At 70.7% G+C, this 23,974-nt stretch carries 21 protein-coding genes; 6 read left to right on the top strand and 15 right to left on the bottom strand.

Going from position 1 to position 23,974, the window contains the following annotated elements; translation table 11 throughout:
• Positions 1–204: 204 nt before the first annotated feature.
• The 3 genes from EEY80_RS03335 to EEY80_RS03325 are packed head-to-tail and all read right to left on the bottom strand — an operon-like array spanning position 205 to position 2,528.
• Positions 205–1,473, bottom strand: a complete 1,269-nt coding sequence (locus EEY80_RS03335; RefSeq protein WP_164738119.1) for an AI-2E family transporter — start codon at positions 1,471–1,473, stop codon at positions 205–207.
• Positions 1,474–1,531: 58 nt separating this feature from the next.
• Entirely contained in the window at positions 1,532–2,260 is a 729-nt protein-coding gene (locus EEY80_RS03330; protein ID WP_164738118.1) for a winged helix-turn-helix domain-containing protein, read from the bottom strand.
• Entirely contained in the window at positions 2,238–2,528 is a 291-nt protein-coding gene (locus tag EEY80_RS03325) for a hypothetical protein (RefSeq protein WP_126975160.1), read from the bottom strand. The genes EEY80_RS03330 and EEY80_RS03325 overlap by 23 nt, the downstream gene beginning before the upstream one ends.
• A gap of 227 nt (positions 2,529–2,755) precedes the next feature.
• Between EEY80_RS03325 and EEY80_RS03320 the strand changes: the two genes are divergently transcribed.
• The 3 genes from EEY80_RS03320 to EEY80_RS03310 all read left to right on the top strand — a co-directional run bounded on the left by EEY80_RS03320 (position 2,756) and on the right by EEY80_RS03310 (position 5,344).
• On the top strand, positions 2,756–3,331 hold the full coding sequence (locus EEY80_RS03320; protein ID WP_126975159.1) for a hypothetical protein: 576 nt from the start codon (positions 2,756–2,758) through the stop codon (positions 3,329–3,331).
• Between the two features lie 155 nt (positions 3,332–3,486).
• Positions 3,487–4,134 carry a ribonuclease HII gene (locus EEY80_RS03315; RefSeq protein WP_126975158.1) on the top strand — a complete coding sequence of 216 codons (648 nt, stop codon included), beginning with the start codon at positions 3,487–3,489 and terminating at the stop codon, positions 4,132–4,134.
• 88 nt (positions 4,135–4,222) lie between these two features.
• Positions 4,223–5,344 carry a site-specific DNA-methyltransferase gene (locus EEY80_RS03310; RefSeq protein ID WP_126975157.1) on the top strand — a complete coding sequence of 374 codons (1,122 nt, stop codon included), beginning with the start codon at positions 4,223–4,225 and terminating at the stop codon, positions 5,342–5,344.
• A 101-nt stretch (positions 5,345–5,445) separates the two neighbouring features.
• Here EEY80_RS03310 and EEY80_RS03305 read toward each other — a convergent pair whose 3' ends face one another.
• A complete protein-coding gene (locus tag EEY80_RS03305; protein ID WP_126975156.1) occupies positions 5,446–6,585 on the bottom strand; it encodes an alkane 1-monooxygenase in 1,140 nt (379 codons plus the stop codon).
• A 115-nt stretch (positions 6,586–6,700) separates the two neighbouring features.
• Positions 6,701–7,768, bottom strand: coding sequence for an A/G-specific adenine glycosylase (mutY, locus tag EEY80_RS03300; protein WP_126975155.1), 1,068 nt, complete (start codon positions 7,766–7,768; stop codon positions 6,701–6,703).
• A gap of 108 nt (positions 7,769–7,876) precedes the next feature.
• Between mutY and EEY80_RS03295 the strand changes: the two genes are divergently transcribed.
• From EEY80_RS03295 to EEY80_RS03285, 3 genes are read left to right on the top strand one after another with little or no spacing between them, the layout of a single operon-like run.
• Positions 7,877–8,464 carry a DUF721 domain-containing protein gene (locus tag EEY80_RS03295; RefSeq protein ID WP_126975154.1) on the top strand — a complete coding sequence of 196 codons (588 nt, stop codon included), beginning with the start codon at positions 7,877–7,879 and terminating at the stop codon, positions 8,462–8,464.
• A 4-nt stretch (positions 8,465–8,468) separates the two neighbouring features.
• The gene (locus EEY80_RS03290; RefSeq protein ID WP_126975153.1) at positions 8,469–9,113 is read left to right on the top strand and encodes a DsbA family protein; all 645 of its coding nucleotides are present in this window, start codon (positions 8,469–8,471) and stop codon (positions 9,111–9,113) included.
• Positions 9,113–10,258: a CaiB/BaiF CoA transferase family protein gene (locus EEY80_RS03285; RefSeq protein WP_407920713.1), complete on the top strand. Its 1,146-nt coding sequence runs from the start codon at positions 9,113–9,115 to the stop codon at positions 10,256–10,258. The genes EEY80_RS03290 and EEY80_RS03285 overlap by 1 nt, the downstream gene beginning before the upstream one ends.
• Here EEY80_RS03285 and lpxK read toward each other — a convergent pair.
• From lpxK to glgB, 10 genes are all read right to left on the bottom strand, one after another.
• Complete coding sequence (lpxK, locus tag EEY80_RS03280; protein ID WP_126975151.1) at positions 10,255–11,247, bottom strand: tetraacyldisaccharide 4'-kinase; 993 nt, start codon at positions 11,245–11,247, stop codon at positions 10,255–10,257. The genes EEY80_RS03285 and lpxK overlap by 4 nt on opposite strands.
• Positions 11,247–12,467 carry a 3-deoxy-D-manno-octulosonic acid transferase gene (locus EEY80_RS03275; RefSeq protein ID WP_126975150.1) on the bottom strand — a complete coding sequence of 407 codons (1,221 nt, stop codon included), beginning with the start codon at positions 12,465–12,467 and terminating at the stop codon, positions 11,247–11,249. The genes lpxK and EEY80_RS03275 overlap by 1 nt, the downstream gene beginning before the upstream one ends.
• A 60-nt stretch (positions 12,468–12,527) precedes the next feature.
• Complete coding sequence (locus EEY80_RS03270; protein WP_126975149.1) at positions 12,528–12,773, bottom strand: DUF4170 domain-containing protein; 246 nt, start codon at positions 12,771–12,773, stop codon at positions 12,528–12,530.
• A 78-nt stretch (positions 12,774–12,851) separates the two neighbouring features.
• Positions 12,852–13,667 (bottom strand): 3'(2'),5'-bisphosphate nucleotidase CysQ, encoded by an 816-nt coding sequence (locus EEY80_RS03265; RefSeq protein ID WP_328590489.1) that lies wholly within the window; start codon positions 13,665–13,667, stop codon positions 12,852–12,854.
• Positions 13,654–15,000, bottom strand: a complete 1,347-nt coding sequence (locus tag EEY80_RS03260) for a TldD/PmbA family protein (RefSeq protein WP_126975148.1) — start codon at positions 14,998–15,000, stop codon at positions 13,654–13,656. The genes EEY80_RS03265 and EEY80_RS03260 overlap by 14 nt, the downstream gene beginning before the upstream one ends.
• Positions 15,001–15,100: 100 nt before the next feature.
• Positions 15,101–16,732: an alpha-D-glucose phosphate-specific phosphoglucomutase gene (locus EEY80_RS03255; protein WP_126975147.1), complete on the bottom strand. Its 1,632-nt coding sequence runs from the start codon at positions 16,730–16,732 to the stop codon at positions 15,101–15,103.
• Positions 16,733–16,785: 53 nt separating this feature from the next.
• The gene (glgX, locus tag EEY80_RS03250) at positions 16,786–18,936 is read right to left on the bottom strand and encodes a glycogen debranching protein GlgX (RefSeq protein WP_126975497.1); all 2,151 of its coding nucleotides are present in this window, start codon (positions 18,934–18,936) and stop codon (positions 16,786–16,788) included.
• 2 nt (positions 18,937–18,938) lie between these two features.
• Positions 18,939–20,405, bottom strand: a complete 1,467-nt coding sequence (glgA, locus tag EEY80_RS03245; RefSeq protein WP_407920712.1) for a glycogen synthase GlgA — start codon at positions 20,403–20,405, stop codon at positions 18,939–18,941.
• Between the two features lie 64 nt (positions 20,406–20,469).
• Positions 20,470–21,729 carry a glucose-1-phosphate adenylyltransferase gene (gene glgC / locus EEY80_RS03240; protein ID WP_268885643.1) on the bottom strand — a complete coding sequence of 420 codons (1,260 nt, stop codon included), beginning with the start codon at positions 21,727–21,729 and terminating at the stop codon, positions 20,470–20,472.
• Positions 21,730–21,765: 36 nt separating this feature from the next.
• Entirely contained in the window at positions 21,766–23,952 is a 2,187-nt protein-coding gene (gene glgB, locus EEY80_RS03235) for a 1,4-alpha-glucan branching protein GlgB (protein ID WP_126975145.1), read from the bottom strand.
• Positions 23,953–23,974: the final 22 nt, after the last annotated feature.

The following is a 23,974-nucleotide window of genomic DNA, read 5'->3' as shown; positions in this document are numbered from 1 at the left end:
ATCGCTACGATCCGGACCTTCGCCAATCATGGTGTAGAGGTCCGGTCTGGGCCGGCAGCGACGGATGCGAGCCTTGCAGCGCCATCGCCACGACCCCGCCTGGCCGCCGTTCGCCCGACGGCCGCAACATCCCACGTTCCGGGCTCTCTCCACCCACCACCGCAGCTCGCCCGAACGGCAGCCCAAGGCGCGCGTCGACCCCCCTCACACCGGATGCAGCTCGCGTCCCTCGCCCTCGGGCGCCTCGTCGCCGGTATCCCGCTGGCCGTCATCGCCGCGGATCTCGTCGCCCTCGGGGCCGAGGGGGGCGGGGCGCTCGCCGCCCAGGAAGTTTCCCAGCCGTTCCAGCCCCGGGATATGGTCGCAGAGCACGCGGAACACCACCAGCATCGGCACCGCGACGATCATCCCCACCACCGACCACAGCCAGGCCCACAGCGCCACGGTGACGAAGACGACGACCGTGTTCATCTCCAGCCGGCGCGAGACGCTGTAGGGCGTGATGAACTGCCCCTCGATCGAGGAGAGGCCGGCATAGGTCGCCCCCACGAGGATCGGCCCCGCGAACCCGTCCATCGTCACCAGCGCGATGGCGGTGGCCATCAGCATGCCGGTCAGCAGCCCAATATAGGGGATGTAGTTCAGCAGGAACGCCCCCACCGCGAACATCGCCGGGGCGGGCATGCCCCAGGCCCACATCGCCACCCCGATGGCTAGGCCGAGGCCCGCGTTGATGATGGTGATCGTGCCCAGATAGCTGCCGAGGCTGTCCTCGATCTGGCGCAGGGCGGCATAGGCGCGACGCTTCTGCGCCAGCGTGCCGAAGCTCTGCACGATCTTCAGGTAGAGAAGGTCGCCCGAGGCCAAGAGGAAGAACAGCAGGATCAGCACGAAGGCGATCTGCCCGGCCAGCGCCGGGGTCGAGCTGGCGATGGACATGATCAGGTTGGTGCTGTCCAGCGGCATCAGCTCTTCTTCCGGCTCGGGCTGCTCCGCCGCGGCGGCCTCGCGCTCGTCCAGCCCCAGCGAGTCGGCCACCGACCGCGAGCGCCGCTCTTCCTCGCCATTGCCGATCCGTTCGGCGAAGTCGCGGATCTGAACCAGCCGGTCGCGGACGCCGCCGAACTTCTCTTCCAGCCGCACCCCGATCTCGGGCGCGCCGCGCACCAGGTCGTTGGCGGGGCCGGACAGGACCATGCCGATGGCGAGGATCAGCGCGAAGAGGCCGAGGATCACCCCCGCCGCGGTGACGCCGGCCGGGATGCCGAAGCGGTCGAGCCGCCGCCGCACCGGCACAAAGACGAAGAACAGCAGCACCGCGAGCGTCAGCGGCATCAGGAAGACCCGCGCAAATGTCAGCGCCGCGAAGGCGAGGATGACGAAGATGCCGATCAGCGCCCAGGCCGGGCCCCCAACCTGCCGCACGACGGGGGCCGCGCCGTCCCCCCCGCCCAGTATGGGCCGATCCGCCATTCCGGCACCTCCGCGTTCGCCGCAGTCCAAACAACGAAGCCCCCGCATTGGTTGCCTGTCAGATCATGCGGATCGCGTTTTTCGGTACGGACAGGACATATCCCTTGCGCGCGATGTTGCGCACCAGCAGTTCCGACACCAGCTGGTTGCCCAACGCGTCGCGCAGCCGCTTGATCCGGGTGGCGCCCGCCGCCTCGTCGCAATCGGCGCTGTCCCGGCCCGAGATCACCGCCTCGATCTGCGCGCCGGTCATCACCTCGTCGTCCAGCCGCGCCTCGGCCAGCACCGACAGCGTCTCGATCGCCGCGGCAGTGAGCTTGAAGGTCATGTCGTTCAGGACGACGGCATTCTCGCCCCGGCTGATCAGCAGCGAGGCGACCTCGATCCCCTGCCGCTGGATGTCCGACATCCGCCGGTTCTGGCCGAGGATCACCACGAGGAACACCAGCGAGGCCACCAGCAGCGCCGCCGAAAAGGTCAGCAGCACGAAGATGATCGCGCGATAGCTGGTCAGCACCTCGGAAAAGGCGGTGCCGGACTGGGCGAGGATCTCCAGCAGCCGGATCTCGTTGGCGCCGGTCAGGGCGTCGTTCTCGATGAAGATGCGCTCGACGCGGGCGTTGAAGGCATTGGCATCGGGCAGGTTCAGGAACAGCAGCACCGCAGCCGCCAGCAGGATCGCCACGATCGCCGCGAGGCCGAAGGCCAGCACCCGGTTGCCCCGGCGCAGCACCTCGGTCGCGCGGGGGCCGGCGGCGGCGGGATCAGTAGCGGAGGAAGAAGTCACCGGCGCTGCCTTTCCGCTGGTCGAGCCCCTCGGGGCCGAAGACCGAAACCACGTTCAGAAGCGTCCAGCCCTCGGCGGCCAGACGCGGGGCGAGCGCCGCCGCCGCATCCCCGGCCGACCCGCAGGCCCGGTCCGGAAGGCGGGCGACGCCATAGTGCAGCCGCAGCCGGCCCTCGTCGCGCTTGGCCTTGTAGTCGGCATAGCACTCGGCCGAGGCGGATACCGCGCTCAGCAGCAGCAGGGCAAGGGTGGCGGATGCCAGCTTCATGGGTGCCTCGATCGTTGGGGCGGGTCCGGGACAGGGTCCGGGGCGGCGCCGGTCAGGCGATGGGCGAAACATTGCCGCCGCCGCGCCGGTTATTCAATGACCGCCCGCCGCGCCGGCCCACGCTATCGGATAGCCGCCCGCCGTTATTGCCCGTCCGGGCCGAACCGGTCCCCCCTGTCCGCATCGGCCGCAACACCCGCGGCGCATCGTTCAGGAAAGGACCGCAGATGACCCTCACCAGACCCGCCAGCCGCCTTGTCGCCACCGCCGCCGCCGCCGCGATGGCCTTCGGCACCGTCGCCCCGGCGCAGGCCGCCACCGACTGGGGGCAGGGCCCGAACGCGATGACGCTGATCCTCGGGCTTGCCGCCATCGGCATCGTGGCGCACGAGCTGGACAAGGACCGCGACGACGATGACGACGACGACCGCAAGGACGACCGCTATGACCCGCCGCGGGGCGGCTATCATTCGGGCTATGGCTATCCGCCGGGTTACTGGGGCCAACCCCACGGCCAACCCGCCTGGGGCCAGCCGTCCCGGGGCCAGCCGCCGCGCGGCGGCCACGGCTATCAGCAGCCGCAGAAGGTCAGCAGCGCCAAGCTGATCCCCGAACGCTGCGTGGTCGAGGCCCGCACCAACGGCAGCTGGACGGGCTTCGTGTCCGAAGACTGCTTCCGCAACGCGCGCGGCAGCCGCCTGCCCGAGTCCTGCGAAACCGAGGTGAGGACCTCGCGCGGGCGGCAGTCGGTGCATTCGATGTCCTGCCTCGCGGGGCGCGGCTACCGCATCGTCGAACGCTGATCCCGGCAGCGGCGCCGGTTCGCCGGTGCCGCGACCTCTCGGGCAGAGGCCGCCCCGGCAGAAGGGCGGTCGAGAGGCGGTGGGGGCGGGATCATTCCCGCCCCTTCTGCATTCCCCGGCTTGATCCCCGCCGCCCGATGGGCTTTGCAGGGGACATGACGACCGATGCCCCGATCCTTCCCGACTTCACCCATGAAGAGGCGGCGCTCGCCCGCGGGATGATCTGCGTGGCCGGCGTCGACGAGGTGGGGCGCGGGCCGCTCTGCGGGCCGGTCACCGCCGCCGCCGTGGTGCTGGTGCCCGGGCGGATCCCGCCGGGGCTGCGCGACAGCAAGGCCCTGACCGCCGCCGCGCGCGAACGGCTGGCCGCAGAGATCGAGGCGGTCGCCCATTGCGCCGTCGCCCATGCCAGCGTGGACGAGATCGACAGCCTGAACATCCTGCGCGCCAGCCATCTGGCGATGTGCCGCGCCATCGCCGCCCTGCCAGTGGCGGCCGACCATGTGCTGATCGACGGCAACATGATCCCGCGCGATCTTGGCTGCGGCGCGCAGGCCGTGGTCCGGGGCGACGCGATCTGCCTGTCCATCGCCGCCGCCTCGATCATCGCCAAGGTGGCGCGCGACCGGATCATGGTGGGTTTGGCGCAACAGCATCCGGGCTATGGCTGGGATCGCAACGCCGGCTACGCCACACGCGAACATCTGGACGCGCTGCTAAATCTCGGGCCGACCCCTCACCATAGGCGTTCGTTCCGGCCGGTTCACAACATATTGTATCAAGAACTTTCCATAACCCCCTGATTCAAAAAAGAATTTGACGGCGAATCGGCTCTGACTCATCCTTTGGGCAACCAATGACACGGCGAAACGCCGGAGCGGTGAGGCAGAGATGACGAAGACGATGGCCAAGGGGGCGCAGGCGGCGCTGCCCCTGAACACGATCCTTGCGGGCGATTGCATCGAGGTGATGCGGTCGCTGCCAGAGGCATCGGTCGACCTGATCTTCGCCGACCCGCCCTACAACCTGCAACTGAGGGGCGACCTCCACCGCCCCGACAACAGCCGCGTGGATGCGGTGGACGATGCCTGGGACCAGTTCGCCAGCTTCGAATCCTATGACCGCTTCACCCGCGACTGGCTGTCGGCCGCGCGCCGGCTGCTGAAACCCAATGGCGCGATCTGGGTCATCGGCAGTTATCACAACGTCTTCCGCATGGGGGCAGAGCTGCAGAACCAGGGCTTCTGGATCCTCAACGACGTGGTCTGGCGCAAGTCGAACCCGATGCCGAACTTTCGCGGCAAGCGGCTGACCAACGCGCATGAGACGCTGATCTGGGCCTCGAAATCCGAGGTGGGCAAATACACCTTCAACTACGAGGCGCTGAAGGCCCTGAACGAGGGCGTGCAGATGCGGTCGGACTGGGTGATCCCGCTGTGCACCGGCCACGAACGGCTGAAGGACGAGACCGGCGACAAGGCGCATCCGACGCAAAAGCCCGAGGCGCTGCTGCACCGGGTGCTGGTCGGCACCACCAACCCCGGCGACGTGGTGCTGGACCCGTTCTTCGGCACCGGCACCACCGGCGCGGTGGCCAAGATGCTGGGCCGCGACTTCATCGGGATCGAGCGCGAGGAGAGCTATCGCCGCGTCGCGCAACAGCGGATCGACCGCGTCCGCCGCTTCGACAGCGCGGCACTGGAAACCGCCACCTCCAAGCGCGCGGAACCGCGGGTGCCCTTCGGGCAGGTGGTGGAACGCGGGATGCTGCGCCCGGGCGAGGAACTGTTCTCGCCCCGCGGCGGCGTGGCCAAGGTCCGCGCCGACGGCACGCTGATCGGCCATGACGTCAAGGGCTCGATCCACCAGGTCGGCGCGCATCTGGAAGGCGCGCCCTCCTGCAACGGCTGGACCTACTGGCACTTCAGGCGCGACGGCAAGCTGATCCCCATCGACATCCTGCGCCAGCAGATCCGGGCCGAGATGGACGCCGACCGCGCCCTGCCCAACTGAGCCACCCCCTTTGCGAACGCCGGTGCCGGTGCCGCCCCGACGGGCGCCCGGCACGACCTGCCCCGCCGCGCGCCCCGCGCCGGCGGGGGTTTTTCATGGCGTCAGGCCGCGCCGCGCGGCAGGGGGTTGCTGCCCCGGTTGTAGGGCTGCCAGTCGGTCACGTCGGGATAGAACCGCCGCCGCCAGGCCCGGACGCGCGGGTTCATCACCCGCCGCCATGCGGGCGGCACCATCGCCAGCGCCGCCATCGCCGGATAGCCGAGCGGCAGTTGCGGCGCCTCTTCCTCGGCATAGGTCTGCAGCAGCGGGAAGCGGCGGTCGGGCTTGAAATGGTGGTCCGAATGGCGCTGCAGGTTGATCAGCAGCCAGTTCGACGCCGTCTGCGCCGCGTTCCAGCTGTGCCGCGGCAGGACATGTTCATAGCGGCCCTCGCCCAGATGGCGGCGGGTCAGGCCGTAATGTTCGATGTAATTGGTCAGCTCCAGCTGCCAGACCGCGCTGGCCGCCTGGAACAGGAACAGCCCCAGCCCCTGCCAGCCGCCGACCGCCAGCGCCGTGGCCAGCATCGCCGCCTGCAGCGCCGCATAGCGCCAGAACGGGTTCCGGGCATCGAAGCGCCCGCGCCCCGCCCGCGCCAGCATCTGCACCTCGGCCCGCCAGGCCGAGCGCGGGCAGTCGCGCAGCACCCGCCACAGGAACCGGTGGAAGCCCTCGTTGTAGCGCGCGGTCACCGCATCGCGCGGGGTGCCGACATGGCGGTGATGCACCAGCAGATGTTCGCTGCGGAAATGGCTGTAAAGGACGCTGGCCAGCAGCAGGTCGCCCAGCGTCCGTTCCAGCCGGTTCTTCTGGTGCAGCAGCTCGTGGGCATAGACGATGCCGACCGTGCCCGAGATCACGCCCATCCCGAAGAACAGCCCCAGCTGTTCCGCCAGCCCCAGATGACCGGTTCGGGTGACGAAGGCGATGGTGCCGAAGATCGCCGCCAGCTGCAGCGGCGGCCACACGAGCGTGATCAGCCGGTACCAGAACAGTTCCGCCTCGGGCGTGTCGGGATCGGGATTGGCCTCGTTCTGCCCGATCAGCCGGTCGAGGATCGAGATCAGCGCCCAGCCGTAAAGCGGCAAGAGCGCCACCGTCCAGCCGCCCCGCACCGCGCCCACCGCCAGCAGCGGCAGGGTCAGCAGCGACAGCCAGAAGGGCAGCGCGTCCGTCAGGCGGGGGCGGGTCTTGTCGGTCAAGGTCGCTCTCCTGTGGCGGCGCCGGGGGCTTCGCGCCCCCGGACCCCCGCGGGATATTTATGCCGACGAGAAGCCGGCGGAAAAGAGGCGCGGGCGTGAAAGCCGGGGGCCAGCGTCAGCCTGACGCAGCGGCCCAGACCTTGCGCATCAGCGTGGGCAGCGCGGCGGGGCGGAAATCGGTTGCCGCGACGAAGCTGCCGCGATCGGGATTGGCGCCCGGCGGCAGGGTCGCGGCTAGCACCGTCAGCGTCAGGTGGAAATGGGTGAAGGTGTGGCGCACGCTGCCCGCCTCGCGCCAGTCGGCGGCGGCGGGGGGCGCGGGTTCGGGCGCCTCGGTCCAGTCCGATCCGGGAAAGCCCGGCATCCCCCCCAGCAACCCGCGCGGCGGCCGGGTTTCCAGCAGCACCGCCCCATCCGCCCGCCGCCCGACATAGGCGAAGCCGCGCCGTTCGGGCTTCGCCGCCTTGGGCTGCCTGCGCGGCAGCAGCGCGGCGATGCCGGCGGCCCGCGCGGCGCAGGGGTCCATCAGCGGGCAGATGCCGCAGGCGGGCTTGCGCGGGGTGCAGATCGTGGCGCCGAGGTCCATCATGCCTTGCGCGAAATCGCCGGGGCGGTCCGCGGGCGTCAGCGTCGCCGCCAGCGCCGCCAGCCGCGGCTTCGCCCCCGGCAGCGGCTCTTCCACCGCGAAGAGCCGCGACACCACCCGTTCCACATTGCCGTCGACGACGGTCGCCGGTTCGTCGAAGGCGATGGCGGCAATGGCGGCGGCGGTATAGGGGCCGATCCCGGGCAGGGCCAGCAGCCCGTCGCGGCTGTCCGGGAACTGCCCGCCGTGATCCGCCGCCACCGCCCGGGCGCAGGCCAGCAGGTTGCGGGCGCGGGCGTAGTAGCCGAGGCCCGCCCATTCCGCCATCACCTCGGCATCCGGCGCGGCGGCGAGGTCGGCCACCGTCGGCCAGCGGGCCGTGAAGCGGTGGAAATAGGCGCGCACCGCGGCCACCGTCGTCTGCTGCAGCATCACCTCGGACAGCCAGACGCGATAGGGGTCGGGGCGGGTTCCCGCCCGCCGCTCGGCCGGGCCGGTCCGCCAGGGCATCGTGCGGGCATGACGGTCGTACCAGTGCAGGAGCGCTGCGGCGATGGCGCCCTCGGGTCCATGCCGGGTTACGGCCGCGTCACGCATTCTTTATGGCCCCCGCGCCCGCCGGCGTCCCATTCCGCTGGCGCAGCCGCCGGCGCCGCCTAAGATAGCCGCGAAACGGGACAAGGCCAGTAGGGACGGGGCCAGCCGATGAGCGACGAATACCCCGCAGCGGACGAATCCGGCGCCGGCAGGGCGCGGCCGGCCCGTGCCCCGCGCCGGGGTGGCGGACCGCGCGGCTTTGCCCCTGCCCATGCCTTCCTGCGCGACACGATCCGCAGCGCCGGCGAGGAACGCGGCTTTGCCGTCACCCGGCTGCTGACCCATTGGGCCGAGGTCGCCGGCCCCGAGGTGGCGGCGGTGGCGCGGCCGGTCCGCATCGGCTATGGCCGCGACGGGCTGGGCGCGACGCTGACGCTGCTGACCAGCGGCACCGCCGGGCCGATGCTGCAGATGTGCCTGCCCGAGCTGCGCCGCAAGGTGAACGCCTGCTATGGCTACAACGCCGTGTCGCGCATCGTGCTGACCCAGACCGCGCCCACCGGCTTTGCCGAGGGGCAGGCCGCCTTCGACCCGGCGCCGCCCGCCCCCCGGACCCCGCCGCCCGTCGGCCCCGAGGCCGCGCGCCGGGCCGAGGGCGTGGGCGATCCCGACCTTCGCGCCGCCCTTGAACGGCTGGCGCAGAATGTGCTTTCCCGTCCCGGCCCCGAAGGGGCGGACCCGAAGAAGAAAGGCTGAACTCATGAAGCGTCGCAATTTCCTCATCGCCGCCTCGGGCGGGCTCGTCGCCGGCGGTGCGCTCCTGGGCCTGGACGGCGGCAGCCGCACGGGCGCGGCATTCGCGCAGGACGCCACCGCCGAGATCCGCCCCGACTTCGTGCAGGGCAGCGCCGACGCGCCGGTGACGCTGATGGAATATGCGAGCTTCACCTGCCCGCATTGCGCCAATTTCCACGCGACGGTCTATCCGCAGCTGAAGGAAAATTACATCGACACCGGCAAGGTGAAGTTCATCCTGCGCGAGGTCTATTTCGACAAATACGGTCTCTGGGCCGGCATGGTCGCGCAATGCGCGGGAGAGGCGCGCTATTACGGCGTGGCCGACATGCTGTTCGACCGCCAGCGCGAATGGCTGGGCGACGGGCAGGATGCGACGATCGGCGCGAACCTGCGGCGCATCGGCGCGACTGCCGGCCTGTCGCCCGAGCAGCTGGACGCCTGCCTGAACGATCAGGCGATGGCGCAGTCGATGGTCGCCACCTACCAGAAGAACGCCACCGATGACGGGGTGAACGCCACGCCCACGCTGTTCATCAACGGCACCAAGCACCAGAACATGAGCTACGAGGAGCTGTCGACGCTTCTCGACGCGGAACTCGCCGGCTGATGCAGCCGCTGGCCGGGCTGAAGGTCGTCGAACTGGCGCGGATCCTGGCCGGTCCCTGGGCCGGCCAGATCCTTGCCGATCTGGGGGCCGAGGTCATCAAGGTCGAGGCGCCGGAGGGCGACGATACCCGCCGCTGGGGCCCGCCCTTCCTCGACCATGACGGCGAACGCAGCGCCGCCTATTTCCACGCCACCAACCGCGGCAAGCGGTCGGTCATCGCCGATTTCCGCGACGCGGACGATCTGGCGATGGTGCGGGCGCTGATCGCCGATGCCGATGTGGTGATCGAGAATTTCAAGGTCGGCGGTCTGGGCCGGTTCGGGCTGGACTGGGACAGCCTCGCCGCCGCGAACCCCCGGCTGGTCTATTGCTCGATCACCGGTTTCGGGCAGGACGGGCCCTATGCGCAGCGCGCGGGATACGACTACATCATCCAGGGCATGTCGGGCCTGATGAGCATCACCGGCGAGCCCGAGGGCCAGCCGCAGAAGATCGGCGTGGCGGTGGTGGACCTCTTCACCGGCGTCTATGCCGCGACCGGCATCCTCGCCGCGCTCCACCAGCGGCAGGCGACCGGGCGCGGGCAGAGGGTAGACATGGCGCTGTTCGACGTGGCCGCGGCGATGACCGCCAATCAGGCGATGAACTATCTGGCCACCGGCATTGCGCCGGGACGGCTGGGCAATGCGCATCCCAACCTCGTGCCCTATGCGGTCTTTCCCTGCGCGGACGGGCACCTGATCCTCGCCGTGGGCAATGACGGGCAGTTCGCGCGGCTCTGCCGCCTGCTGGGCCTGCCCGGTCTGGCCGAGGCGCCGGCCTACCGGACCAATGCCGACCGCATCGCCAACCGCGCCGCGCTGACCGAGGCGATTGCGGCCGTGACGCGCGGCTGGTCCAAGGCCGACCTGCTGGCGGGGTGCGAGGCGGAGGGCGTGCCCGCCGGCCCGATCAACGACATGGCAGAGGTCTTCGCCGATCCGCAGATCCTGGCGCGCGGGATGAAGATCGCGCCCGAGGGTGTGCCCGGCCTGCGCACGCCGATCCGGTTTTCCGATGCGGATCTGGCGCTCGACCGCGCCTCGCCGCGGCTGGGGGCGGACGATGCCGCGGTGCGCGCGGTGCTGCGGGACCGGGTGCGCTAAAGCCCGATCCGGTCCAGCGCGGCGTCGAGCGGGCCCCAGTCGTCCAGCACCAGCCGCACCGGCAGGGTCAGCACCTTCGGCCGGAACGCGGCGGGCAGGCGGGCCGCATCCTTTTCGGTGGTGACAAGCTGTGCGTTCAGCCGCCGCGCCTCGGTCTCCAGCCGGGTCAGCAGCCGGTGGTCGAAGGGCTGGTGATCCGCCAGCGGTTCCGCCCGGGCGAGATCGGCGCCAAGCGCGCGCAGGGTGGCGAAGAATTTCTCCGGCTGGCCGATGCCGGCGAAGGCCAGCACCCGCAGCCCCTGCCAGTCCATCCCCGTCTGCAGAGGCTGCAACTGCCCGGTCAGATGCGGCAGGCCCAGCCGTCCCCCCCAGCGGGCGGCAAAGCCGGCCTGCGCCGCCGCGCCCCCGATCGACAGCAGCAGGTCGGCCCGCGCCAGCCCCGTGTCCACCGGCTCGCGCAGCGGCCCCGCCGGCAGGCAGCGCGCGTTGCCGAAGCCCTGCGCCGCATCGACGACGACCAGCGACAGGTCCTTGGCGACGCTTGGGTTCTGGAACCCGTCATCCAGCAGGATCGCCCGCGCCCCTCCGGCGACGGCGGCCGCCGCCCCGGCGGCGCGGTCCTTCGCCACCCAGACCGGCAGGAAGGCCGCCAGCAGCAGCGGCTCGTCCCCCACCTCGGCCGCGCGGTGGCGGCGTTCGTCGACGCGGAGGGGACCGTCCAGCCGCCCCCCGTGCCCCCGGCTGACCACATGCACCTGCACGCCGCGTTCCGCCAGCCGCCCGGCCAGCGCGATCACCGTGGGCGTCTTGCCGGTGCCGCCGGCATTGAGGTTGCCCACGCAGATCACCGGCACGCCCGGCTGAACGCCCGGCCCCTGCGCCAGCCGCCGGGCGGTGGCGCGGGCATAGGCCCGGCCGAGCGGCGCCAGCAGCCGCGCCTGCCAGGCCGGCGCCTCGGGCGCGGTGAACCAGAAGCCGGGGGCGCGCATCAGGCCGCCCCCCGTGCGGTTTTGCGGTCGAGCGCGGCGAGGATATGCCGGGCCGCGGCCTCCGCCGCGCCCGCCCCGCCCGAGGTCACGACCCAGGCGTTATGGGCCAGCGTCGCGGCCTTGTCGGCGGCGATCAGGTCCACCAGCGCCTCGGCCAGTTCCGCCTCGCCCGAGACCCGGCGCGCCGCCTTTGCGCCCGCCAGCCGCGCATAGGCGGCCTCTTGCGGCGCCTCCTGCGGGCCATAGAGGATGGCAGAGCCGAGCGCCGCCGGCTCGAACGGGCTGCGGCCGCAGGTGGTGGGGTGCAGCGTGCCGCCCATGAAGGTGACGGGGGCGAGCCGGTACCACAGCCCCATCTCGCCCTCGGTATCGGCAATGAAGACCTGCACCTGTTCCTCCGGCTCCTCCTCGCGCGACCGCAGCGCCACCTCCCAGCCATCGGCGGCGATGCGGTTGGCCAGCCGCGGCCCGTCTTCGGGCGCCGCGGGGGCGAGGATCAGCAGCATCCGGTGCGCCAGCTGGATGGCGCGGGCATGGGCGGCCAGCACCGCCTCCTCATCCTCGGGGCGGCAGGCGGCGGCCAGCCAGACGGGCCGCGACTTCAGCAGCGCGGCCAGCGCCTCGCGTTCCGCCTCGTTGCAGGGCAGCGGGTCCGAGGTTTCGTCGATGGGCCCCGTCACCTCGATCGGCAGGTTCTGTCCCCCCAGCCGGCGCAGCCGCCGGTCGCTGTCGGCGTCCTGTGCCAGGATCGCGGCGCAACGCGACAGCAGCGCCGTCGCCAGCCCGGATCGCCAGCGCCAGCGCCGCCAGTCGGCCAGCGTGAACCGCGCATCGGCCAGGATCAGCGGCACCCCCCGCGCGTGGGTTTCATGGATCAGCGCGGCCGGCAGCGCCGCCCCGGCCAGAACCGCCACATCGGGGCGCATCGTGTCGAGGAAGCGGCGCAGCGGCACCAGCCGGTCGGGCAGGGAGGGCAGCAGCAGCGTTCCGCGCGGGAAGCCGTCCGCCGCCGGCGCATCGGTGGTCACGACGAAGCGCAGCGCGGGATGGCCGCGGCGCAACCGCTGCGCCAGCTGGGCGATGCCCGCGGGCGGCGTGGTGGCATCGGGGTTCAGCCAGATCAGGGGACCATCGCCCGGAGGCGGGGTCATGCCCGTCGGACCCGGCCCGTCGCCACGGGCCGCCAGCAGCGCCAGCCACAGGGCGAACGAGCGTTTCATGGCCGTTGGATCCGATCCCGGTCGGGCTGGTGCGGGGCAGCCAGTGTCAGGCGTCCTGCCTCAGGCGCCCAGTTCCTCGGTCGGGCCGGCCGCCGTCGTCTCGTCGCGCAGCCGGTGCAGATGCGCGATGAAATAGCGGGTCTGCGCCTCGTCCACCGTGCGCTGCGCCTCGGACTTCCAGGCGCGGTAGGCGCTGTCGTAGTCCGGGAAGATGCCGACGACATGGATCTTGCTGACGTCCCGGAAGACGGTCTTGTCCGAGGCGACGAGTTCGCCACCGAAGACGAGGTGAAGGCGTTGCGGCATGGCGGGCTCCATCGACTGCGATTGCGGCCAAGCTACACAAGCCCCCCCGCACCCTCAAGCGGACTTCCGCCGCAGGGGTCAGCCAGGCAGTTCGGTCACCGGCACCAGCCGGTCCATCAGTTCGGCATGCAGCCGCGGCGCCGCGGCCACCAGCCCCTGCGCCCGCGCGCCGGGGCTGTTGTAGCGATGCACAAGGCCTAGCCTGTCCGTCACCGTGGCACCGGCGGCGCGGGCGATCAGGTCGCCCGCCGCCATGTCCCATTCCCAGATCGGCCGGAAGGACAGCACCGCGTCATGCCGGCCCCCGGCCATCAGCGCCAGCCGCCAGGCCAGTGCCGGGCGAAAGCTGCGGCGAAATCCCGGGGCCGCGCCGCCGCGCCAATGCACCGGGTCCAGCGCCTGATGCGGCGCCAGCAGCCGCGCGCCTTCGGGATGTTCCGCGGCCGAGGCGGCAATGGGCGCGCCGTTCAGCGTGGCCGGCCCGCCCGCCGCCGCGGCATAGGTTTCGCCCCGCGCCGGCAGGTGGATCACCGCCGCCGTCACCGCCCCCGCCTCGACCGTGGCCAGCGCCACGGCAAAGCCGTCCTCCCCCGCGATGAAGGCGCGGGTGCCGTCGATGGGGTCCACGATGAACAGCCGCTCTGCCGCGAGCCGCGCGGCGGGATCGTCCTCCGTCTCTTCCGACAGCCAGCCGTAATCCGGCCGGGCGGCGCGCAGGTCGGCCCGCAGCATCCGGTCCACCGCTAGGTCCGCCACCGTCACCGGCCCGGCGCCCCCCGCCTTTTCCCAGGCCTCGGGCGACAGCCGCCAATAGGTCATCGCCAGCCGGCCCGCCGCCTCGGCCGCGTCCAGCAGCAATTGCAGGTCGCGCCCGGGGTCGTCAGGCGCCGGCAACGGTCAGCCCCTCGACCAGCAGGCTGGGGATGACATGGCTTTGATGCGCCCGCCCGTCATTGGCGGGGATCAGCGTCATCAGCATCTGCCGCAGGTTGCCGGCGATGGTGCACTCGTTCACCGGATAGGCGATCTCGCCATTCTCGATCCAGAAGCCCGAGGCGCCGCGGCTGTAGTCGCCCGTCGTCGCGTTGATCGAGGACCCGATCAGCTGCGTCACCAACAGCCCGCGCCCCATCTGCCGGATCAGATCCTCGCGGCTGGCGGCGCCAGGGGTCAGCGCGATGTTGGAATGCGCGGGCGAGGGCGGCGCCGAGGTGCCGCGGCTGGCATTGCCGGTGCTGTCCATCCCCAGCTTGCGCGCGGTGGCAAGGTCGAGCGTCCAGCCGGTCAGCACGCCCGCCGCCACGATGTCCCGGCGTCGGGTGGGCAGGCCCTCGGCATCGAAGGGGCGGCTGCCGCCGATCCGCACGCGGAACGGATCCTCGGTCACCGACAGGCCCGCGGGCAGGACCGGCTGGTGCAGCGCGTCGCGCAGCCAGCTCGCACCCCGGGCGATGGCCTGCCCGTTCACCGCCGCCAGCAGATGCCCGATCAGGCTGTTCGACACCCGTTCGTCATAAAGCACCGGGAAGGCCCCGGTCGGCGGCTTGCGCGAGCCGTGGCGGGCGGCGGCGCGTTCGCCCGCGCGCTGGCCGATCTCTTCGGGGCTGGGCATGTCGGCGGCGAAGATGCGCGACTCCGCCGCCCAGTCCCGTTCCATGGTCAGGCCCTCGCCGGCGATGGCGCTGGCCGACAGGTGGCGCGAGCTGCGGACATAGCCGCCGGAAAAGCCATTGCTGGCGGCGATCCAGACGCTGCGCCGCGATTGCGCCGCCGATGCGCCCATCGACCGGCTGACGCCCGCCACCGCCAGCGCCGCCGCCTCGGTCCGCAGCGCCTCCTGCTCCAGGTCCGCCGGGGCGGGGTCGGCGGCGGGGTCGGCCAGTTCCAGCGCCGCGATGTCCCAGTTCCGCGCCAGTTGCGACGGGTCGGCCAGGCCCGCGTTCGGGTCCTCGGGCGCCTCGCGGGCCATGGCCACGGCGCGTTCCGCCATCTCGGCCATCGTCCGGTCCGAGATATCGGAGGCCGAGACGCAGGCCTGCCGCCCGCCGATCAGCACCCTGAGGCCGATTTCCACGCCCTCGGACCGTTCCGCCTGTTCCAGCCTGCCGTCGCGCACGTCGATGGACTGCGCGACACCGTCCACGGCGATCGCATCGGCGGCCCCCGCCCCCGCGCGGGCAGCGGCGGCCAGCAATGCCTGCGTCAGGCGTTCCAGACGGTCGGACATGATCGGACTCCTTTTCCGCAGGACTTACGCGCTGTGGCGGGCAATGCAAGCGGGGGCCAGCCTCGGCGGCCCCCCGGGACGAATCAGGGGCGGAAAGGCCTCAGGTCACCACGTCCGGCGCGGTGCGGCCGGTGCGGGCGGCGATGCCCGCGATCTCTTCCGCCGCGGCGATCACCGGGGCCAGCGCCGCCTGCACCTCCTGCGCCTGACGGGCCGGGTCGGGTTCGTAGCGTTCGAGGTACAGCCTCAGCGTCGCGCCCTCGGTCCCCGTGCCCGACAGCCGCAGCACGAAGCGCGAGCCATCGGCAAAGACCACGCGGATGCCCTGCTGCGCCGAGGTCGAGCCGTCCACCGGGTCGGTATAGGCGAAGTCGTCGGCGGTGGCGACGGTCATGCCCGCCACCTCGCGCCCCGGCAGGCCAGGCAGGGCGGCGCGCAGGTCACCCACCAGCGCATCGGCCAGCGCCTTGTCCACCGCCTCGAAATCGTGGCGGCTGTAATAGGTGCGCCCGAACCGCGCCCAGTGATCGGCCAGCAGCTGCGCCACCGGCTTGCCCGTCGCAGCCAGGATGTTCAGCCACAGAAGCACCGCCCACAGCCCGTCCTTTTCGCGGACATGGTCCGATCCGGTGCCGAAACTCTCCTCTCCGCAGATCGTGGCGCGCCCGGCATCCAGAAGGTTGCCGAAGAACTTCCACCCCGTCGGCGTCTCGAAGGCAGGGATACCCAAGGCCTGCGCCACCCGGTCGGCGGCGGCAGAGGTGGGCATCGACCGGGCGACGCCGGCGAGGCCGCGGGCATAGCCGGGCGCCACGGCGGCATGTTCGGCGAGCACGGCGAGGCTGTCCGAGGGCGAGACATAGCAGCCCCGGCCCACGATCATGTTGCGGTCGCCGTCGCCGTCCGAGGCGGCGCCGAAATCGGGCGCGTCGGGGCCCATCATCTCGTCCATCAGCGTCGCGGCCCAGGTCGGGTTCGGGTCGGGATGGCCGCCGCCGAAATCCGGCAGCGGCGTGCCGTTGATCACCGTGCCCGGTGCGGCGCCGAGCCGGCCCTCGAGGATGTCGGTGGCGTAGGGGCCGGTCACCGCATGCATCGCGTCGAAGCGCATGGTGAAGCCCGCGGCGAACATCGCCCGGATCGCCGCGAAGTCGAACAGCGTCTCCATCAGCGCGGCATAGCCGGCGACGGGGTCCACCACCTCGACCGTCATCCCGCCCAGCGTGGTTTCGCCGAGGCTGTCGAGGTCGATGTCCTGCGTCTCGAGGATGCGGAACTCGCCCGTCTCCCGGGCGCGGGCAAAGATCGCCTCGGTCACCGATTCCGGGGCCGGGCCGCCGTTCGGGGTGTTGAACTTGATGCCGAAATCCTCGTCGATACCGCCGGGATTGTGGCTGGCGGACAGGATGATGCCGCCATCGGTCGCCCGCTGCCGGATCAGGTTCGACGCGGCGGGGGTGGACAGGATGCCGCCCCGGCCGACGATCACCCGCGCCGCGCCGTTGGCAGCCGCCATCCGCAGGATCACCTGCACCGCCCGGTCGTTGAAATAGCGCCCGTCGCCGCCCAGCACATAGGTGCGCCCCCCGGCGCCGCCGGTGGCGTCGAGGATCGCCTGCACGAAGTTTTCCAGATAGCCCGGCGTCAGGAAGACGCGGGTCTTCTTGCGCAGGCCCGAGGTGCCGGGCTTCTGGTCGGGAAAACCGGGCGAGCGGTGAGTGGCGATCTGCATGGGCATCCTCTGGTCGGCGGCGGCGGCGGGAAGGGTGTCAGGCGGGAAGGGCGTCAGGCGGGGCGCTGCGCGAACAGCGCGACGGATTGGGCGGCGATGGCGGCGCGGGGGTCGCGTTCGGCCCGTTCGGCCGCATCGGGTTCGGCGGTGTCGAGCATGCGGTGCCACAGCTGGCCGGGCAGGGTTTCGGGCAGCGTCACCTCGGCCGCGCCATCGCCGTTGACCACGACGAAGACCACGTCATCGGTCATCGAATAGGCGGGGGTGAAGCTGGAGGCGCGGATCTCGATGCAGACGGTGCGGAAGCCCGGATCGCGCCAGTCGTCGGGCGTGGGCGTGCTGCCATCGGCCTTGCGCCAGAACACGTCGGGGATGCCGTCCTTGTGGCGGGGCAGGGCGTGCAGGAACAGCCGCTGCCGCAGCACCGGATGGTCGCGCCTGAGCCGGGCGAGCCGGCCGACGAAGGCGGTCAGCGCCCGGTCGGGCCGGTCCCAGCCGACCCAGCCCACGGGATTGTCCTGCGCATAGGCGTTGTTGTTGCCGCCCTGGCTGTTGCCGATCTCGTCGCCGGCCAGCAGCATCGGCGTGCCCTGCGCCAGGAACAGCGTCGCCAGCAGGTTGCGCTTGCGCCGGGCGCGGGCGGCGCGGATGGCGGGATCCTCGCTCTGCCCCTCGACGCCCATGTTGTCGCTGAAATTCGGCTCGTGCCCGTCGCGATTCTCCTCGCCATTGGCCCAGTTGTGCTTGGCGTTGAAGGAGACGAGATCCTCCAGCGTGAAGCCGTCATGCGAGGTGACGAAATTGACCGAGGAGGTGGCGGCGCGGCCGTCGTGGTCGAACAGGTCCGCCGAGCCGAGCAGCCGGCTGGCCAGATCGGCGGTCGCCCCCGCCTCGCCCCGCCAGAAGCGGCGCACCCCGTCGCGGAAGCGGTCGTTCAGTTCCATGAACGGATGCGGGAACTGGCCCAGCTGATAGCCGCCATGCCCCACGTCCCAGGGTTCGGCCACCAGCTTCACCCGGTTCAGCACCGGGTCCTGCCGGATCGCCGACACGAAGCCGCGCGTCGGGTCGAACCCGGCCGGTCCCCGCGCCAGCGTGGTGGCAAGGTCGAAGCGGAAGCCGTCGACATGCATCGCCTCGACCCAGTAGCGCAGGCTGTCCATCACCAGCCGCAGCACGGCCGGATGGTCGAGATTCAGGCTGTTGCCGGTGCCGGTGACATCCTCGTAGAAGCGCGGGTTCTGCGCCAGCCGGTAGTAGGACCGGTTGTCGAGCCCGCGGAAGCAGACGGTGGGGCCCAGCTGGTTGCCCTCGCCGGTGTGGTTGTAGACCACGTCGAGGATCACCTCGATCCCGGCGGAATGGAACCGCCGGACCATGGTCTGGAACTCCCACAGCTCGTTCTGGCGCAGGAACCGCGGATCGGGCGCGAAGAAGCCGACCGTCTGATAGCCCCAGTAGTTGACCAGCCCCTTTTCGGCGAGGAAGCGTTCGTCCAGATGCGCCATCACCGGCATCAGCTGCACCGTGGTCACGCCCAGCTTCACCAGATGGTCCAGCACCGGCGCGGAACAGAGGCCGAGGAAGCTGCCGCGCTTCTTGCGGTCGACCCCCGGATGCTGGGCGGTCATCCCCTTCACATGCGCCTCGTAATGCACCGACAGCGACCGGCGGTGCCGGGGCGGGCGATCCTCGCCCCAGTGAAAGCTGGGATCGGTGACGATGCATTTCGGCACGGCAAAGGCGCTGTCGCGGCTGTCGAAGGACAGGTCGGCCCGGGCCGAGCGCGCCTGATAGCCTAGAAGGGCGTCGGACTGGCGGAACTTGCCGGTCAGCCGCCGGGCATAGGGGTCGAGCAGCAGCTTGTTGGGGTTGAAGCGCAGCCCTTCGTCCGGGACGTAGGGACCGTGGGCGCGAAAGCCGTAGCGGGCGCCGGGCGTCAGCCCCGCGACATAGACGTGCCAGACATCGCCGTCGCGTTCCCGCAGCGGGATCCGCGCCAGTTCGGCGCGCCCGTCATCCGAGAACAGGCACAGTTCGATCAGGGTGGCGTCGGCGGAAAAGACGGCGAAGTTGGTGCCCTCGCCATCCCATGTCGCGCCGAGCGGATCGGGGCGGCCCGCCGACAACCCATGATGCGGCAGCTTGGCAGGGATGGTCCGGGCCTCGTTTGGCCGCGGGTCGCGGCCGGCCTGGGTCTGCATGTTCACCGGGCGATATCCTCGTAGAGCCGGGCATAGGCGGCGGCGGACCGGCGCCAGCCCATGTCCTGCTTCATACCCGCCCGTTGCATCGCGCGAAAGACCGCAGGTTCGGCATAGAGATCGCACAGCTGGTCCAGCGCCTGCGACAGGCCGGTCGCATCCACCTGCGGGAAGACCACGCCCGTCGCGCAGCCCGCGTCCAGCGCCACGCGATTGGCATGGATCACCGTGTCGGCCAGCCCGCCCACCGCGCTGACCACCGGCACCGCGCCATAGCGCAAGCCATACATCTGCGTCAGCCCGCAGGGTTCGAAGCGCGAGGGCACCAGCACCGCGTCGCCGCCCGCGAACATCCGGTGCGGCAGCGTTTCGTCATATCCCGTGCGCAGGGCCACCCGGCCCGGATAGCGGGCGACCACACCCGCCAGCGCCACCGAGATCGCCGCATCGCCCGCGCCCAGCACCGCCAGTCCGCCGCCGCGCGCCACGAACCCGTCCACCACCTCGGGCAGCAGATCGAGCCCCTTCTGCCAGCTCATCCGGCTGACGACCACGGCCAGCGGGCCCGGCACATGGGTCAGCCCGAAATCCTCGCGCAGGCGGTCGCGGTTCTGCGCCTTCAGCTTCAGCGTGCGGGCGTTGAAGGGGATGATGCGGGGGTCGGCTTCCGGGTTCCAGACCTGCGTGTCGATGCCGTTCAGGATGCCGACCATCGCGCCCGCCCGCGAGGCGATCACGCCTTCGAGGCCCATCCCGAAATCCGGCCGCAGCAATTCGCGCGCATAGTTCGGCGACACGGTGGTGATGCGGTCGGCGGCGATCAGCCCCGCCTTCAGCATCGAGATCTGGCCGTAATATTCCAGCGTCCCGTCCCAGAACGCCTGTTCCGGCAGGCGCAGCCCGTGCAGCCGGTGGGCGCCGGTCAGCCCCTGGAAGGCGATGTTGTGGATGGTCAGGACCGAGGCGCAGGCAATGCCGCGATAGCGGAGATAGACGGGCGCCAGCGCGCCCTGCCAGTCATGCGCATGGACGAGTTCGGGCCGCCAGCCATCGGACAGGCCCTCGGCTGCGATTTCCGCCGCGACCCAGGACAGCGCGGCAAAGCGTTCCGGATTGTCGGGATGGTCGCGTCCGTCGGTGCCGAGATAGGGCCCGCCCGGCCGGTCGAACAGGTGCGGCGCGTCCAGCAGCAGCATCGGCACCTCGGCCGGGGCCGTGCCCGCCATGCCGGCCAGGATCCGCGCCGGGCCGCCGAACAGGTCGGGATGCGACCAGACCTCGGCCGCCTCGGCGATCCGGTCCAGCATGCCCGGATAGGCGGGCATCAGCACCCGCATGTCCCAGCCCTGCGCCGCCATCGCCGAGGGCAGCGCACCCGCGATATCGGCCAGACCGCCGGTCTTGATCAGGGGAACGCATTCCGAGGCAACCGAAAGCACACGCCGCAACCCCGCCGCCTCGACCATCATCGCGCCTCATCTCTCCAGGGTCCAGCAAAGCGCCACCCTTTGCCGGACAACCCGGGCGGCGCGGTCATGTTCCCAGCTTCGCGGCCCGGCGGTCAAGCATCGGCTGCGTGATCAGGACGACGCCGCCTTCGGAGACGCGGAACCATTTCGCGTCTTCCTCGGGATCCTCGCCCACCACCAGATTAGCGGGCACCTTCACCCCCCGGTCCAGCACGACGCGGGTCAGCCGCGCATGGCGCTCCACCTCGGCATAGGGCAGGGCCACGACCTGTTCCATCATCGAATAGCTGTGGCTGCGCACCCCGGTGAACAGCAGCGATTCCCGCACCTCGGTCCCCGAGATGATGCAGCCGCCCGAGATCATCGAGGAAATGGCCAATCCGCGCCGCCCCTCTTCGTCATGGATGAACTTCGCGGGGGGCACCGCCTCGCTGTAGGTCCAGATCGGCCAGCTCGTGTCGTAAAGGTCCAGTTCCGGGGTGAAGTTGGTCAGGTCGATATTGGCCTGGTGGAAGGCGTCGATGGTGCCCACGTCGCGCCAGTAGGGTTCGTCCCCCGCGCCGATGAAGCTGTCGGCCAGCAGATGCGCCATCGCCTTGCCGCCCTTCACCAGCGCGGGGATGATGTCATGGCCGAAGTCGTGGCTGGAATTCGGATCCTCGGCATCCTCTGCCAGCAGCTTGCGCAGGAAGGACCAGTCGAAGACGTAGATCCCCATCGAGGCCAGCGCCAGATCGGGCTTGCCGGGCATGCCGGGCGGGTCTTTCGGCTTTTCCAGAAAATCCACGATGCGCTTGTTGCTGTCGATATGCATCACGCCGAAGGCTGAGGCCTCGGCCCGCGGCACCGTCAGGCAGCCCACGGTCACGTCCGCGCCGCTTTCGACATGGTCGCGCAGCATCACCTCGTAATCCATCTTGTAGATGTGATCGCCGGCCAGCACGACGATGTAGTCGACACCGTAGCTGTCCACGATGTCGATGTTCTGCGTCACCGCGTCGGCGGTGCCCAGATACCACTTGTTTTCATCCACCCGCTGGCTGGCGGGCAGGATGTCGAGGTATTCGTTGCGTTCTGCCCGGAAGAAGGTCCAGCCGCGCTGCAGGTGGCGGATCAGGCTGTGCGCCTTGTACTGCGTGGCCACCGCCATCTTGCGGATGCCCGAATTCAGCGCGTTCGACAGGGCGAAGTCGATGATCCGGGTCTTGCCGCCGAAATAGACCGCGGGCTTGGCCCGCACATCCGTCAATTCCCGCAGCCGGCTGCCGCGCCCTCCGGCCAGCACGAAGGCCATGGCGCGGCGGCTCAGTCTGTCGCTGGACACTGGCCCCATTTCCGTCCTCCCTTGCGGCTCTGGCCGCTACCCCTTGCGGAACATGACGACCGACAGCGGCGGCAGCGTCAAGAGCGCCGATTGCTGCAGACCATGCGAGGCGACATCCTCGGTCAGCACGCCGCCCAGATTGCCCCGGTTCGCGCCGCCATAGATGGCGGCATCCGTATTCAGAACCTCGCTCCACCGGCCTTGTTCCGGGAATCCCAGACGAAAGCCCGTGCGTTCCACCGGGGTGAAGTTGCAGACCACCACCACCGGCGCGTCGCCCCGCCGCCCGCAGCGCGCGAAGGCCAGCACCGACTGGTCGCGGTTGTCGGCGTCGATCCAGCGGAATCCCTCGGGCCGACTGTCATGGACATGCAGCGCCGGCGTGTCGCGGTAGAGCCGGTTGAGATCGCGCACCAGCCGCTGGATGCCCGCGTGCTGCGGATCCTCCAGCTGGTGCCAGTCGAGGCTGGTGTCGTGGTTCCATTCGCGACCCTGCGCGAATTCCTGGCCCATGAACAGAAGCTTCTTGCCCGGATGCCCCCACATGAAGCCGTAATACGCGCGCAGGTTCGCGAATTTCTCCCAGGGGCTGCCCGGCATCTTGCCGATCATCGACCCCTTGCCGTGCACCACCTCGTCATGGCTGATCGGCAGGATGAAATTCTCGCTCCAGGCATAGACCATGCCGAAGGTCAGCTGGTCGTGGTGCCAGCGGCGGTGGACGGGATCGCGCGCGATGTAGTCGAGCGTGTCGTTCATCCAGCCCATGTTCCACTTGAAGCCGAAGCCGAGCCCGCCCTCGTGCACCGGCCGCGACACGCCGGGGAAGCTGGTGCTTTCCTCGGCTACGGTCATGCTGCCCGGCAGGTCGGCATAGACGGCGGAATTCATCTCGCGCAGGAATGCCGAGGCTTCGAGGTTCTCGCGCCCGCCATGGACGTTCGGCACCCATTCGCCCTCGGGCCGGGAATAGTCGCGATACAGCATCGAGGCCACGGCATCGACGCGCAGCCCGTCGGTGCCGTATTCGGCCAGCCAGTAGATCGCGTTGGCGATCAGGTAGTTCTTCACCTCGCGCCGGCCGTAATTGTAGATCAGCGTGTTCCAGTCGCGGTGAAAGCCTTCCTTCGGGTCGGCATGTTCGTAGAGCGCGGTGCCGTCGAACCGGCTCAGCCCGTGCGCGTCGGAGGGGAAGTGCCCCGGCACCCAGTCGAGGATGACGCCCAGACCCGCCGCATGGGCCGCCTGTACCAGCACACGAAACTCGTCGGGCGTGCCGTGGCGGATGGTGGGCGCGAACATGCCCACCGGCTGGTAACCCCATGATCCGTCGAAGGGGTATTCGCTGATCGGCAGCAGTTCCAGATGGGTGAAGCCCATGTCCCGGGCATAGCCCACCAGTTCGCTCGCCAGTTCGCGGTAGGACAGGCGGCGGTTGCCCTCTTCGACCCGGCGGCGCCACGACCCCAGATGCACCTCGTAGATCGAGATCGGCGCGTCGACGGAATTCGCCTCGGCCCGGCGGGCGCGGTTCTCCTCGGGCTGGCGCGGCGGCAGGCCCCGCACGATCGAGGCGGTGGCGGGCGGGTGCTCCGCGCCGAAGCCCACCGGATCGGCTTTTTGCGGCAGGCTTTCGCCGCCCGGGCCGAGGATGTCGTACTTATAGGCGGTGCCGGCGGGGATGCCGGGCAGGAAGATTTCCCAGACCCCAGTCGCACCGCGCCGGCGCATCGGCGCGCGACGGCCATCCCACCAGTTGAAGTCGCCCACCACCGACACGCGCTGCGCATTCGGCGCCCAGACGGCGAAATGGGTGCCCTCGACGCCCTCGTGCCGCATCGGATGCGCGCCCAGCCTTTGCCACAGCCGCAGGTGCCGGCCCTCGGACATCAGATGTTCGTCGAGCGGGCCCAGCACCGGACCGAAGCGGTAGGGATCGTCGAATTCCCATGTGGCGCCATCGCCCTCGGCGGCCAGGCGGTAGGGCGCCAGCCGCGGCACCCGGCCGGCGAAGAAGCCGGGCACGTCCGGCCGTCCGGCCAGCGGATGGCGCCCGTCCTCCATCAGCGCGACCACGCGCTCGGCCCCGGGCACGAAGCAGCGCAACACCCAGTCCGGTCCTGCGGGATGCAGCCCCAGAACGGAGAACGGGTCCCCGTGCCGGCCCGCCGCGATCGCCTCGGCCGCGGCCCGGTCGATCCCGCCACCTTCTGTCGTTTCCATCCGTCATCCTCCGGGCCTGGGG

This window comes from Frigidibacter oleivorans (genome assembly GCF_003993775.1).
In the GTDB taxonomy this organism is placed as follows: Bacteria; Pseudomonadota; Alphaproteobacteria; order Rhodobacterales; family Rhodobacteraceae; genus Frigidibacter; species Frigidibacter oleivorans.
The sequence above is the reverse complement of the archived record's forward strand: the minus strand, read 5'-3'. Positions and strand labels throughout refer to the sequence as shown.